General features: G+C 43.2%; 10 protein-coding genes. 2 read left to right on the top strand and 8 right to left on the bottom strand.

Features of this window, described 5'->3' with window-relative positions:
• Window positions 1-254 precede the first annotated feature (254 nt).
• Window positions 255-1,457, bottom strand: coding sequence for an MFS transporter (locus AAHB12_RS05265; RefSeq protein ID WP_342044559.1), 1,203 nt, complete (start codon window positions 1,455-1,457; stop codon window positions 255-257).
• Between the two features lie 645 nt (window positions 1,458-2,102).
• On the opposite strand from AAHB12_RS05265, the gene AAHB12_RS05260 reads away from it, so the two are divergent.
• Complete coding sequence (locus AAHB12_RS05260; protein ID WP_342044558.1) at window positions 2,103-2,453, top strand: winged helix-turn-helix transcriptional regulator; 351 nt, start codon at window positions 2,103-2,105, stop codon at window positions 2,451-2,453.
• A gap of 325 nt (window positions 2,454-2,778) precedes the next feature.
• Here the strand turns inward: AAHB12_RS05260 and AAHB12_RS05255 are convergent, their stop codons facing one another.
• The 4 genes from AAHB12_RS05255 to rbsK form a co-directional block, all read right to left on the bottom strand.
• Window positions 2,779-4,617, bottom strand: a complete 1,839-nt coding sequence (locus AAHB12_RS05255) for an ABC transporter ATP-binding protein (protein WP_342044557.1) — start codon at window positions 4,615-4,617, stop codon at window positions 2,779-2,781.
• Window positions 4,601-6,337: an ABC transporter ATP-binding protein gene (locus AAHB12_RS05250; RefSeq protein ID WP_342044556.1), complete on the bottom strand. Its 1,737-nt coding sequence runs from the start codon at window positions 6,335-6,337 to the stop codon at window positions 4,601-4,603. Before AAHB12_RS05250 ends, AAHB12_RS05255 begins: the two co-directional genes overlap by 17 nt.
• 218 nt (window positions 6,338-6,555) lie before the next feature.
• Window positions 6,556-7,551, bottom strand: a complete 996-nt coding sequence (locus tag AAHB12_RS05245) for a zinc-dependent alcohol dehydrogenase family protein (RefSeq protein ID WP_342044555.1) — start codon at window positions 7,549-7,551, stop codon at window positions 6,556-6,558.
• Window positions 7,552-7,624: 73 nt separating this feature from the next.
• Window positions 7,625-8,551, bottom strand: a complete 927-nt coding sequence (gene rbsK, locus AAHB12_RS05240) for a ribokinase (RefSeq protein ID WP_342044554.1) — start codon at window positions 8,549-8,551, stop codon at window positions 7,625-7,627.
• 283 nt (window positions 8,552-8,834) lie between these two features.
• On the opposite strand from rbsK, the gene AAHB12_RS05235 reads away from it, so the two are divergent.
• Window positions 8,835-9,107, top strand: a complete 273-nt coding sequence (locus AAHB12_RS05235; RefSeq protein ID WP_342044553.1) for a hypothetical protein — start codon at window positions 8,835-8,837, stop codon at window positions 9,105-9,107.
• A 225-nt stretch (window positions 9,108-9,332) separates the two neighbouring features.
• Here the strand turns inward: AAHB12_RS05235 and AAHB12_RS05230 are convergent, their stop codons facing one another.
• The 3 genes from AAHB12_RS05230 to glcD all read right to left on the bottom strand — a co-directional run bounded on the left by AAHB12_RS05230 (window position 9,333) and on the right by glcD (window position 13,862).
• Window positions 9,333-11,009: an L-lactate permease gene (locus tag AAHB12_RS05230; protein ID WP_342044552.1), complete on the bottom strand. Its 1,677-nt coding sequence runs from the start codon at window positions 11,007-11,009 to the stop codon at window positions 9,333-9,335.
• 109 nt (window positions 11,010-11,118) lie between these two features.
• A complete protein-coding gene (locus AAHB12_RS05225; protein WP_342044551.1) occupies window positions 11,119-12,453 on the bottom strand; it encodes a (Fe-S)-binding protein in 1,335 nt (444 codons plus the stop codon).
• Window positions 12,450-13,862, bottom strand: coding sequence for a glycolate oxidase subunit GlcD (glcD, locus tag AAHB12_RS05220; RefSeq protein WP_342044550.1), 1,413 nt, complete (start codon window positions 13,860-13,862; stop codon window positions 12,450-12,452). Before glcD ends, AAHB12_RS05225 begins: the two co-directional genes overlap by 4 nt.
• Window positions 13,863-13,967: the final 105 nt, after the last annotated feature.

Genomic DNA, 13,967 nt, shown 5'->3' with positions numbered 1-13,967 from the left:
TCCGCCAATTGGCAAGCCCCCGCCCTTAGGCGAAGACAAAGGCGTAGCTGCCCTGATACTGTATTCCTAAAAGGTCTCGCTACGTCGCATTGGCATCCAGCTAGAAATTTATGCTTTCTTAAAATAAAAAAACGCACTCCATAACCAAAAGGAAGTGCGTTTTTTGATAAACTGAGGCAGCTCAACGATACTTAGTGGACTGCAATACAATGAATATCAGAAAAGCTTGTGGTTTTGTTCTTTTCTTAGCTTATTTATATTCTTCCTCTCTTTTCCAAAATAAAGCTCCAAAGCGTAAGAAGAACAGCTCCCATTACCATTACACCGCCAATCCAAGGGGTATGAATAATTCCAATTGAATCGACGATTAGTCCCCCAATAAAGGCTCCAATTGCAATTCCCACATTAAATGCAGCAATATTCAAGGCTGATGCAACATTCACTGCTGAAGGCACATATTTTTCAGCTAATTGAACGACATAAATTTGTAATCCCGGCACGTTCATAAATGACAGTAAACCTAAAAAGAAGATTGTAACAATTCCTAGCACTTTAAATGGTGCCGTAAATGTTAAAACAACAAGTACCACGGCTTGAATAAAAAACATCCATAATAAAGCTTTTAAAGGCGCTTTATTAGCCAACTTCCCCCCCATCGTATTCCCTAATGCGACGGCAATGCCATATACGAGCAGGATGATACTTACTGCACTTGGTTCAAAACCGGTAATAGTCTCTAACATTGGTGCAAGATAAGTGAATGCTACAAACGTGCCCCCATACCCTAATGCTGTAATAGCAAATGCCAGAAGCAATGGACCGTTTGTTAAGATTTTAAAGTTATCGCTAAATTTAGATGGCGGTGCCTGCTTAAGAGTTGCAGGAATTAGTATAGCACTTGCGATAATAGCAATGATGCCTAGAAACGCAACACCCCAAAACGTTGCTCTCCATCCAAATGTTTGACCAACAAATGTACCTAGCGGAACACCCGTTACTGTTGCGACTGTTAATCCCGTAAACATAAATGCGATCGCGCTGGCTCGCTTGTTTTCAGGAACTACATCTGCTGCAATTGTTGATCCAATCGAGAAAAATACCCCATGAGAGAATGCAGTGATAAATCTTGCCACTAACAATAACGCAAAATTCGCCGATAATGCAGCAACTGAATTACCAACAATAAAGATAAGCATTAGCATCATTAATAATGATTTCCTGCTCATTTTATTGGTCGCAGCGGTAAGAATTGGCGCTCCAACAGCAACACCCATTGCATAACCGGAAATTAATAAGCCTGCTAAAGTGATTGAAATATTTAAATCGTTAGCTAATGAAGAAAGTAAGCCCACAGGAACGAATTCAGTTGTACCAATTCCAAATGCGCTAATGGCAAGCGCCATTAACGCCGGCGTTCCCCCTTTTCTTTCTTGAATATTTGTAGCAATAGAACTCATAGAAACATCCTCCTTATACTCTTAGACTTTATAATGTATGGACAGCATGACTGGCGCGCCTTGCAAATCTTTTCTTAGCTGTTCCTATGGACGTTATTATGAAATATATAAGCCCCCATGAGAAGTACGTACTTTAAAGTACCGTAGGCACTTTAAAGTTCCTATCATCATTTTCAAGCTTTTGCGATCTGCTCGTGTATGTTATGATTGGGTTCGTGATACAACTTGAAACGTACAAGAAGCGGACGTAGGAAAAGAGGTAACAATAGTTACGGAAAAGATACTAAAATCAACTGAAAATTACCACATATTATTTTGAATATATTCATTAAAAGGAGGTGAATCCTGGTTACGAAACATTACTGAAAATGGATAAATTATACAAATAAGTATTGTTATACTACGGGAACAGGATTTATAATAAGATTACCGTTTAACTGGAACATCGTGAAGAAGGTTACGGTCATCTTGATAGAGACAGGTAACACCTGTAATAGGGAACATGAATATCCCTTATTGACTGAGCGAGAGCCGTCCTCTAGTGTGAGAATCCTGTGAGGCACACGTTTCCAAAAGGAAATGCAAAACTTGTAAGTTCAATGCTTAATTGTAGCTTTTGGTAAGTTTTGTGAACCAGGAACGGAAATGGCTTATAACATTCCCGTAGAGGCTACGCTGGATGTCATCGGCGGAAAGTGGAAGGTCGTCATTATGTGTCATTTGATTAAAGGCGAAAAAAGAACAAGTGAACTCAAAAAGCTTATGCCTGTTATCACGCAAAAAATGCTAACTCAGCAGTTGCGGGAGCTGGAGGCCGACGGTGTTGTGAACCGAACGGTATATGACCAGGTACCGCCGAAGGTCATATACTCCTTAACTGAATATGGTTGGAGCCTTCGTCCGATCCTGGATGCCATGTGCTGTTGGGGAGAAAAACATATTGCGTTAACGAGCGAGGAAATTGCAAATTGCTCAATTGATTCTCCTTCTGCCTAAATCACAAATATCCTATTAATTGAACTCCCCATCACCTACTCGCTAACGCTTCTTTCCCATAAAGAAAACTCGCCGACTGGCGAGCCCTGCCCTTGGGCGAAGACAGGGCGTAGTTGCCCTTATACTTTGTTCCTAAAATTTCTCACTACGTCGAATTGTCTTCCTGCTAGAAATTTATACTTTCTTAAAGTGCAAGGAGGCTTCTGTTGGTCGAAGGTGGGGATTTTCGTAGCTTCTAGGTTAACAAACTAAGCTTAGTCAATTAGTAAAGCCCGACCAGCTTGAGTCGGGCTTTATATAGTGAATATCACATTACCTATGAGTTTTATACATTTGCTTTCCTTTCATTCTGAAATTGCCTCGAGAACATTTGATAATATGTTCCCCTCTTCTTCATCAGCTCGTTATGGCTGCCTATCTCCACAATTTCACCTTTATCAATAACTATAATCATGTCAGCATGGCGAATAGTGTTCAGTCTATGTGCAATGATGAAGCTTGTTCTGCCCTTCATTACATGCAACAGTGCGTCCTGAATCTGCAGCTCCGTTCGCGTATCAATGCTGCTCGTCGCTTCATCTAGAATAAGAAGTGATGGCTTCGCAAGAATCACACGGGCAATCGCGAGAAGCTGACGTTGGCCTTGGCTCAGGTTCCCTCCGTTTTCAGTAAGTACCGTGTCATAACCGTGCGGGAGCTTCTTAATAAAGCTATCCGCATTGGCTAAAGCTGCTGCGGATGCTACTTCTTCATCCGTTGCAGCTGGCTTTCCATATTTAATATTATCCCGAATCGTCCCGGAAAATAAATACGTATCCTGCAGTACAATACCAAAGCATTGGCGTAAACTGTCTCTCGTATAATCGCGTATATCCCTGCCGTCAATCAGAACACGGCCATCCGTCACATCGTAAAAGCGTGTCAACAAGTTCACAATTGTCGTTTTGCCTGCACCGGTCGGGCCGACAAACGCAATGCTGCTGCCCGGCTTCGCTTCAAAGCTGAGCTGTTTGACAATCTGTACATCTGATCGGTAGCCGAAGCTAACATTTTCAAACACAACATGACCCTTGGGCTGGTCTAGCGAGAGGGCTTGTGGAGAATCATCTGTTTCCTCATGCTCATCTAGCACCTCAAAAACACGCTCCGCCCCAGCCATTCCGGATTGCAGCAGATTAAAAATATTTGCCAAGTCATTTAGCGGGCGAACAAATTGTCGTGAATAGCTGATAAAGCTTGCGATGACACCGACCGTAATCATGCTTTTCACTGCCAACACGCCACCGACAATTGCAATAACAGCAAAGCCAAGGTTATTAATGACGTTCATAATCGGCATTAAAAATCCAGACCAAATCTGCGCCTTCGTTCCAACCTGCCGTAGTCGTTCATTTACAGCTTCAAATTCCTTAATAGCCTTTTCCTCATGATTAAAGGCTTTTACCACCTCAAGACCAGAAATGGTTTCTTCCACATGGCCGTTTAACTTACCAAGCTCCATTTGCTGCTTTTTAAATAATACACTTGTTTTTTTCGCAATCGTCCGTGTCAGTAAAAGCACGAGCGGTATCGTTATCAGACTAGCAACTGTCAAAATCGGGCTTAGTATAAGCATCATGACAAACGCACCACTAATTACAATCGCACCTGACATGAGCTGAGTCGTTGATTGTGAAATCGTACTGCTGACATTATCAATATCATTCGTCAAACGGCTCATGAGCTCGCCATGCGTCCTTGCGTCGAAAAAGGAAATAGGGAGCCTTTGCAGCTTTTCAAATAAACTCCTGCGCAGCTGCTTCACAATGCGCTGCGAGACGCCAGCCATGAGCCAGCCCTGCAGAAATGTTAGGACGCCGTCTACAGCATAGGACGCAAAAAGCACTAGCACAGTAATCTCCAATAGCTGGAAATTTACCGTACCCACGCTCATCGCATCAATCGATTTTCCGAGTAAAAATGGCACCGACAGCATAACCGCCGAATCAACAAGAATAAATAGGAAAATAACAAGCAGCAGCCTGCGCTCACGGCCAAAATATGACCAAAGCCGCTTTATCGCTTTGGAAAAGCTTTTCGGCTTTACAACTGGTCTTCTTCCATGATGACCCGGACGACCCATCATAACAGGTGGAAGCTTTCCTTGCTCATCTCGCTGTGCCATACTGCTCTTCCTCCTTTCCCGTCTGCGAACGGAAGATTTCCTGATATACAACGGACGATGCCAGCAACTCATCATGTGTGCCAATGCCAGCTATCCTGCCTTCATCTAGGACAATGATTTTATCAGCATCCATAACAGAGGAAATACGCTGCGTAATGATCAAGCATGTTAAGTCATTCGCATATTTCCTAAGAGATTCCCTCATATACATCTCTGTTGCCGCATCAAGTGCGCTTGTACTGTCATCTAAAATTAAAATATCCGGCTCTTTTACGAGAGCACGGGCAATCGAAAGGCGCTGCTTTTGTCCACCGGAAAAATTAACACCGCCCTGGCCAATCCATGTTTCATAGCCTTCAGGTGAAGCTGTAATAAAGTCATGCGCCTGTGCCGCCTTTGCAGCACGCTCTATCTCCTCCATCGTTGCATTCTCTTTGCCCCAGCGAATGTTTTCGAGCACTGTTCCGGTAAATAGCATCGTTTTTTGCGGCACAATCGCAATGGTCTCCCGTAACTTCTGTGGGTTTAATTCCCGTACATCTACACCGCTGACCCTCACAGCACCGGCATCCGCATCATAAAAACGGGGAATCATTCCGACAAGACTGCTTTTGCCCGACCCTGTCGAACCGATAATCCCAACCATTTCGCCAGGCATGCATGTAAACGTAATATCATGCAGCACCGTTGCAGTTCCTTCATAAGCAAAAAACACATGCTCAAAATCAATCCTTCCCCTTGCAGAAGGAGAAAGCGTCCCCTCATTCCACTTCATGGCATCATCCTGTGTAAATACTTCGCTAATACGCGAAATAGATGCCTTTGCTCGTACAAACATATTGAACACAAGAGAAATCAGCATAAGCGAGAAAGCAATCTGCGTCATATAGTTCGTAAAGGCGAGGACTTCTCCAGCTTGTGTTTCGCCTCTGCTTACCTGCATACCGCCAAACCAGAGTACAGCAACAATACCGACATTCACAACCAGCATGACGCCCGGACTAAATCCGGCCATAAGCCGTCCCGCAGAAACAGAGGCTGCCTGCAGCTCTTCATTAACCTCTTCAAATTTATTCACTTCATAATCAAAACGATGAAACGCTTTCACAACGCGCACACCGGACAAATATTCACGCATGGCTCGATTTACACGGTCAAGCGCATGCTGCACCCTCGTAAAAAAGGAAAAACCCAGCTTTAAGTTCAGTGCAATTAACAAAGCAACTATTGGCACAACAACAACAAGGACAATCGCTAGGGAGGGATTGAGCCGCGTTGCCATAATGAGGCCGCCGATGCATAACAATGGCGCCTTTACAAAAATACGCATCAGTCCATTTACAAATACTTGCACCTGTGTCACATCATTGGTCAGCCTCGTAACAAGCGAGGCTCGATCAAAGCGGTTAACATTTGTAAATGACAAGCCTTGAATACGCCGAAACAAATCCGAGCGCAGCTCCGTTCCGAAGTTTTGGGAGACGCTGCTTGAAATCACATTGCGTGTCGAAGCTGACAATGCCCCAAACAGCGTAATTAACAGCATGAGCCCTCCTTGCCTAAGCACATATCCCAAATCCCGATTTGCTACACCTACATCAATAATTCTCGCCATAATCGTTGGCTGCATCAAATCACAAAGCGCCTCAAATGTTAAAAAGACGAGGGCAAGGCTAAACATTTTCCCATACTTTTTTTTATATTTCTTAAAAAACTCCATAGCTTCCCTCCATCCATAACAACCTGTACCTCTCCTTCAACGATACGCTTAACCTAGTAAAATGTCATCTGATTTGATTTATTTTCTCCCTAAAATTTCTAACTACGTCGAATCACTTCTAGCTAAAAATTTATATTTACAGTAGAAAAAGGGGCCGCCGAAGCAACCCCAAATTTCACCCGAAAAATCTCCATTAACCTAGCGAAAGATATATACAATCACCAAGCATTTTGTAATACTATTTTTCCTATCGCCTGCTGGGACTCCAAAAACTGATGAGCTTTGCCAACATCGTCAAATGTAAATCGATTAGGGTCAATAAGCGGACGAAGAGCTCCTTCTTCTACGATCCGAGCGAGTTTTTTTAAAATCTCTCCGTGATGTTTACGATGCTCTTCGTTTATGATCTTTAACAACATAAAGGTAACATGTAAAGAAAGTCCTTTTGCGTGTAAAGGAGACAAATCATGAGTTGAACGCGCAGCAACAGCAAGTACCGTTCCGTTCATTGCGGCAGCCTCAAATGAGCGATCCAGATTTTCACCGCCCACCGTATCAAACACAACTTCAAATCCTTTTCCATTTGTATATGTTTGAACGTAATCCTGAACAGATTCTTCGCGGTAATTGATCCCCACATCAGCTCCTAAACGCTTAGCGGCTTCCAGCTTTTCCTGCGAGGAAGCTGTTGTAAAAACGTTGGCGCCTGCCCATTTAGCAAACTGGATGGCTACATGTCCTACACCGCCAGTAGCCGCGTGAATGAGAACATTTTGTCCAGCCTTGATTTGTCCTCGATCAAATAATGCTTCCCAGGCTGTGATTGCAACAAGCGGCAAAGCAGCAGCCTCTTCCATCGTTATATTTTTTGGTTTATGAGCAATCAGCCTGGCATCTGCAAGCATATATTCTGCAAGGGCGCCCCCCGTTCCTTTAAAGCCTCCTGCACAACCAAACACTTCATCGCCGGGTTTAAATCCAGTAACCCCCTCGCCCACCTCTTCGACAATTCCTGCCACATCTCCGTGCAATATAGCCGGGAAAGCTGGAGCAATTCCTGAAACAGCGCCGCTGCGAATTTTCAGATCAATTGGATTTACGCTCGTTGCCTTGACCTGGATTAATACATAGCCAGGTACTATCTCCGGCTTTGCAATTTCTTCTAGCTGAAATACGGATGGTGTCCCAAAGGAACGAATTATTTGCGCTTTCATTCAGTCAATCCCTCTTTCTTGAAATACTGTATTTTTTCTTTCGTAAACATCAAAACAAATACAGATGAATCTGTTAACCGTTTTGTTCTTCCTTAAACCTTATCACTTCCGCTTCCGTTGGCATCCCCGCCTGCGCTCCAAATTTCGTAACGGCAAGGGCGGAAGCAAGCGAGGCAAACTCAATCGCTTCATCCAAACTTCTTCCATCTGCAATTGCACACGCTAGTCCGGCATTATAACAATCTCCAGCCCCCGTCGTATCCACGGTTGGTACCTTGTACCCTCGCTTTAGCTGCATCGTCCCCTCCTCCGTTAAATACGCAGAGCCTTCTGCACCTAACGTTGTGATCACATGGGCAGCACCCGTTTCTCGCATACATTGCATAGCCTTTTCCAGTGATTGGTCATCGGTGTCCATACGGGTATAGCGAGAAAGCTCTGTTCGGTTGGGTGTCAAATAATCAATGTACTCAAACAATTCCCTTGGCAACGGCTGCGCAGGTGCTGGATTGAGCACAACCGTTTTACCAAGCGACTTGGCTTTCCGGGCAACGTAAAGAACCGTCTCAACGGGAATTTCCAACTGCAGCAGTACAACATCCGCCTGTCTTAGCTTATCTTCATGACGGTCAATATCAGCTGGCTCCACCCTGTAATTCGCCCCTGGTACAACCACTATGCTATTATCGCCTTCAGAGACATAAATGGAAGCAATGCCGGTCGACATACCAGCGACCTGTTTCACACCTGACACATCCACCCCGTTCTCCTGCAGACTGTTAAGCAATTGTCCGCCAAATGGATCGTCGCCGACTGCTCCGATTATTGCTGTCTCCGCTCCCAAACGTGCTCCGGCAGTTGCCTGATTGCCCCCCTTACCACCGGGAATAAAGCTCACCTTATCGCCCATTAGCGTTTCACCCACTAGTGGATAACGCTCCGTTTCAACTACAATATCCATATTTAAACTACCAACCACAACCAGCTTCGGCTTACTCATCTAGCTTTCCTCCCTATGAATCTCTCCCAGCTCTACTTCCTTATCTGGCACATCCACATTGTACCAACTAGATTCCATATCGGATATAGATTCTTGCATATTCAGCAAATCGTTAAAATAACGCGATTGAGAAAAGAATTTATACACAGAATCATGTAAATCATGTGGCTAGACAACATCTCTAAAACTTTTATTAATTTGGCAATTTATTCTACATGAAATCTGTTTATTTTTCCTCTTTTAAGTAGTAAAATACGCTTATAAAAATAAAGGAGCGAGAAAGATGAAGTTTCCCAAAAATGTAATACTGGACTCTGTTGCCGAACGCAGAAACCATGAAAGTTATGGTCTAGAATTTGTTCAAGAACTTGGAAATGATGATGCAGGATATTCTGAAATGTTGGTCATCATTTTCAAATATCAAGCTAAATATTATAGTGTTGACATCCAACATGTGAATGGAACAAATAATTATGATAATTGGGGCGATGAAGTTGATTGCCCGGAAGTAATTCGAAAAGAGGCTATTCAGTATTATTGGGAAGAAGTAAAATAATAAAGTCGACGTTTTCTTACCGAATTTCTTTGTACTTATTTATAAAACATATATGAAAGGGTACCGTTGAGGAAACGGTACCTTTTCATATATTCACACTTACATCATTCTGGAGAGCGGCCAAGACAACTCCTCAGTTAGAACGTAGTGTCCACCGCCAGCCCAACTAAACGATATATCTTGGATGAACAGGGCAAAACATTTGATCCTCTATATAAATAAGGTTTACGGAATCATCCACGACAATACATTAGATTGCAAGAATGTTAGAATACACACAATTAGTATGAGGAACAGACTATGTTTAATTGTAAAACGGAATAAGTCAGATTCTTTACCAGCTAATCCTACAGCCGCGCAAGCAACAGCGATTGATTGAGGTGAAATCATTTTCCCTGTTACACCACCTGAAGAGTTCGCCGCAAGGGCAAGAAGCGGATCCATGCCCACTGACATCGCTGTGATTTTTTGCAGATTTCCAAATAATAAGTTTGCTGATGTATCAGAACCTGTAATGAATACACCCAACCAACCTAATACAGGAGAGAAGAATGGGAATAATGCGCCTGTCTTCGCTAACAGCATTCCTAGCGTTGTACTCATCCCTGAGGAATTTGTTACATAGGCAAACCCTACTACTGCCATGATTGTTAAGATTGGTAATTTTAGCTCGCTGCATGTTTCCCCAAACGCTGCCCCCCATTCCTTCCAAGAGATTTTCACGATAAACTTTGTTACAAACGCTGCTAAAAGAATAGCGGTACCTGCAGCTCCCAATACTTCTAGCTTGTAAACAGCGGCGATTGGATCGCCCGTTCCGTTTAAAATTAGATTATGTAAACTAGGAACGGTAGGCATGAAGGTTAAACTGCTTCCAATCGAGTTAACCGCTTTCAAAATACTTGTTGTTCCTTCGTAATGACCTGTTAAAGCTGCTTTCACCTGCGGAATGCCCCATAGGGAAATAAATGCTGTTAAGATTAAAAATGGAGACCAAGCTTTAAATACTTCACCTGCTGTATGTGTTGTGTGAACATGGGCCGTTGTAGCAGCAACTTCAGCTTCCGCTTTAAAACGAAAAATCGTCTTTGGCTTCCAGAATTTCAAGAAAATTGCTAAAGCAAATAAGGATGCTAATGCAGATAGAATATCTGGAAGTTCAGCCCCTAAAAAATTGGAGCTTAAATATTGGACGAGTGCGAATGATACACCTGAAACCAAAATAGCGGGCATTACTTCCATTGCTTTCTTAAAGCCAGCCATAATAACGACTAGATATAATGGAATAAATACAGAGATGAACGGCAATTGACGGCCAACCATTTTTGAAATTTCCATTGCTGGAATGCCTGTCGGGCCTTCCATCGCTGTAATTGGAATACCGATTGCGCCAAAGGCTACCGGAGCTGTATTAGCTAATAAGCATAGACCTGCTGCGTATAAAGGGTTAAACCCAAGCCCTACTAGCAATGCTGCTGAAATCGCAACCGGCGCACCGAAGCCCGCTGCCCCTTCAAGAAACGCACCAAATGAAAAAGCTACTAAAAGGGCTTGTAAGCGGCGGTCTTCTGTAATAGATAATACAGAGTTACGAATGATATCAAATTGTCCTGTTTTTACTGTTAACTTATAAAGAAATACAGAAGTGATGATAATCCAGCCGATTGGCAAAAGTCCATAAACAGCACCCTGGCTTGCTGACATAATAGCGATGCCCGCCGGCATCTTATATGCAAAGATTGCAACAGCCAACGCAACAAGCAATGTTGTAACTCCAGCTACATATCCCTTCATACGTTTAATGGCCAATGCCCAGAAGAAGTATAAAATAGGAATTAGAGCTACTAGGGAAGATAGTACTAAGCTATCCCCAATAGGTGTAAAATTTTGTTGCCATGCCATACACAACACCCCTTTTTTATGTTTAAACTACTAAACAATGCATACTAATTCTTGACCAAAAAAGAAACCGCTTTCAATATAATTTGAATAAATGAAGCAGCAGCATGGACTATATCTTTTGGGCATACTCTGCAGCTTCTAAGAGCAAATCTACAATATGTACTGCACGTAGCTTATCCGATAAACCTTCACGCTCAATCCCGAGCTTTATTTGCAATAAACAGCCTGGATTCGCAGTAACAATCGTAGTAGCATGACTCGCTTTTACATTCTCCATCTTGTGATCGAGAATTTGCATCGACATTTCTGATTCTACAATGTTATAAATACCAGCTGAGCCGCAGCAACGATCTGAATCTTTCGTTTCATGGAATTCTGTCCCGTCAATTGCCTTCAGAAGAAAACGCGGATCACCGGATACCCCCATTACATTGCGTAAATGACAAGAATCTTGATATGTGAGTACTTGTGCTGGCAAGCGCAGCGGAGATTGATAGAATTTAAGTTCCACAAGCACCGTCGAAATATCTTTCAACTTAGCCACAAACGCTTTTGCACGGCCCTTCCATTCAGGATCATCCTTTAGCAGGTGATCGTAGTCAATTAAAAAGGCTCCGCAACCGCCCGCATTTGTAATGATGTAGTCTATATGTAATTCCTCAAACGCTTTAATATTTCGTTTGGCTAATTCCTTCGCACCATCCTTTTCGCCGCTATGACCGTGCAAAGCCCCGCAGCATGCTTGGTTTTGAGGAATAACAACTTCACAGCCCGCCATTTGCAACAGCTTCATTGTCGCATTGTTTGTCTCTAGGAACATCGTATCCATTAAACAGCCTGAGAAAAAAGCAACTCGTTTTTTCAATACTCCCTTCGCCTCCAAATGAGTGGGACGATTGGTCATTTCCTTCATCGTCGGCACCTTTGGCAGTACTTTTTCCATCGTAGCCAAGTTATCAGGAAGAAGCTGTAATAACCCTGTTTTCCGGACAATAGTTTGCAAGCCTGATCGTTGATATACACCAAGAAGACCTGTTACAGTACGCATTCGGTTTTGATAAGGAAAAAGCTCTTGAAACACTGCTTTGCGTACTGCACGTACAGGCAATGAATGCTTTTTACTTTGTTTGATAATATCGCGTGCTTCTTCTAATAAATGTCCATATTTTACGCCCGATGGACAAACAGGCTCACAAGCACGGCAGCCAAGGCAAAGTTCCAACGTACGTTCTACATCTTCACTCGGTTCAATTATGCCATCTACGACTGCCTTCATAAGAGCGATACGACCGCGGGGAGAATGAGACTCTTTGAAGCCTGACTCAATATACGTCGGGCAAGACGGCAAGCAGAATCCGCAGCGCATACAATTAAGAAGCTCGTCTTCGTCCATTCGTTCCTTAAATTGTTGCTGAATGATGTCGCGTTCCTTCAAAGTTGTCATTTGGTTATTACCACCCTTTTCCGAGATTCCTTAGCAAACACTTTACCAGGATTCATAATGTTATTCGGATCAAACGCAGCTTTTATCGATCTCATTGCTGCGATTCCCTGTTCGCCGAGCTTTAGCTCAAGATAAGGGGCCTTCATCACGCCAACGCCGTGTTCACCTGTAATCGTACCGCCAAGCTCAACAGCTTTTTCAAATATTTCAGCAAATGCTTTTTCTACACGTTCAATTTCATCATGGTTACGTGAATCTGTTGGACATGTTGGATGAAGATTTCCATCACCCGCATGACCGAATGTGCAAATATTCACATCGTATTTTGCGGCAATCTCGTTTATCGAGCGTACCATCTTCGCAATTTCAGAACGGGGAACGGTTGCATCTTCCAAAATTGTTGTCGGCTTCAAGCGTGCAAGCGCTGACAAAGCTGCGCGGCGTGCTGTGCGAAGGGCCATTGCATGTTCTTCAGACTGTGCAACTTCAACAGATACAGCCTGTTCCAACATGCAAAGCTCTGCAATCCGTTGCATATCACGCTCGACCACCTGCTCAGGACCATCTTGTTCAATTAAAAGAACAGCCTGTACATTTGTCGGAAGCCCGATTTTGGCAAAATCCTCTACAACCTGAAGCGTTGGTTGATCCAAAAATTCAAGCGTTGTCGGGATAATCTTATTCGCAATAATCTTTGAAACGGAACGAGCTGCTGCATCAATATCCTGATATAACGCGAGCATGGTTTTCTTTGTTTCAGGCATAGGGATCAATTTTAGTGTTGCTTCTGTGATAATTCCCAAGGTCCCTTCAGAGCCAACGAATAACCGGGTTAAATCATAACCGGCTACATCCTTTGCTAACTTACCGCCTGTACGGATGATGTCACCGTTAGCTAGGACGATTTCAAGTGCAATCACATAATCGCGGGTAACACCATATTTTAAGCCGCGCAGACCGCCGGAATTTTCGTTAATATTCCCGCCAATCGTTGAAATTTTCATGGAGCTTGGATCTGGCGGATAGAACAAGCCTTTTGCTTCGACCTCGTTAATCATGTCAAGTGTAATCACACCCGGCTGAACCGTAACCGTCAAATTTTCCTCGTCAATTTCCAAAATGCGATTCATATGTCGAAACAGCAAAACAAGTCCACCTTCAGTCGGGCAAGTGCCTGCACAAAGATTTGTACCAGAACCACGAGGGATGATTGGGATGTTATGCTCATTGCAAACTTTTACAATATCAGAAACTTGTTTTGCATTATAAGGAGAAATCACCCCATCGGGAAGCGACTGAAATTGAGGGGTAGCATCGTATGAATACACAAGCCGACCAGCCTCTGAATCATCATAGTTTTCCATGCCAACAATTTCGATTAATTTTGTTTTCACATGAGTTGTAATCATGTATGCTCACACCTTTACTCATATGGTATATAAAGAGAGGCAAACTTGGATATTTATTTATCCCTCTTCGTTTCTCTATGTATCTCATCATAAAGGATTAAGAAA

It is taken from the genome of Bacillus sp. OTU530 (assembly GCF_038440375.1).
The sequence above is the reverse complement of the archived record's forward strand: the minus strand, read 5'-3'. Positions and strand labels throughout refer to the sequence as shown.

Coding starts and splice junctions, on each gene's coding strand:
- AAHB12_RS05265 (WP_342044559.1), bottom strand. CDS start 1,457: ATGAGTTCTATTGCTACAAATATTCAAGAAAGAAAAGGGGGAACGCCG.
- AAHB12_RS05235 (WP_342044553.1), top strand. CDS start 8,835: ATGAAGTTTCCCAAAAATGTAATACTGGACTCTGTTGCCGAACGCAGA.
- AAHB12_RS05230 (WP_342044552.1), bottom strand. CDS start 11,009: ATGGCATGGCAACAAAATTTTACACCTATTGGGGATAGCTTAGTACTA.
- rbsK (WP_342044554.1), bottom strand. CDS start 8,551: ATGAGTAAGCCGAAGCTGGTTGTGGTTGGTAGTTTAAATATGGATATT.
- AAHB12_RS05260 (WP_342044558.1), top strand. CDS start 2,103: ATGGCTTATAACATTCCCGTAGAGGCTACGCTGGATGTCATCGGCGGA.
- AAHB12_RS05250 (WP_342044556.1), bottom strand. CDS start 6,337: ATGGAGTTTTTTAAGAAATATAAAAAAAAGTATGGGAAAATGTTTAGC.
- glcD (WP_342044550.1), bottom strand. CDS start 13,862: ATGATTACAACTCATGTGAAAACAAAATTAATCGAAATTGTTGGCATG.
- AAHB12_RS05225 (WP_342044551.1), bottom strand. CDS start 12,453: ATGACAACTTTGAAGGAACGCGACATCATTCAGCAACAATTTAAGGAA.
- AAHB12_RS05255 (WP_342044557.1), bottom strand. CDS start 4,617: ATGGCACAGCGAGATGAGCAAGGAAAGCTTCCACCTGTTATGATGGGT.
- AAHB12_RS05245 (WP_342044555.1), bottom strand. CDS start 7,551: ATGAAAGCGCAAATAATTCGTTCCTTTGGGACACCATCCGTATTTCAG.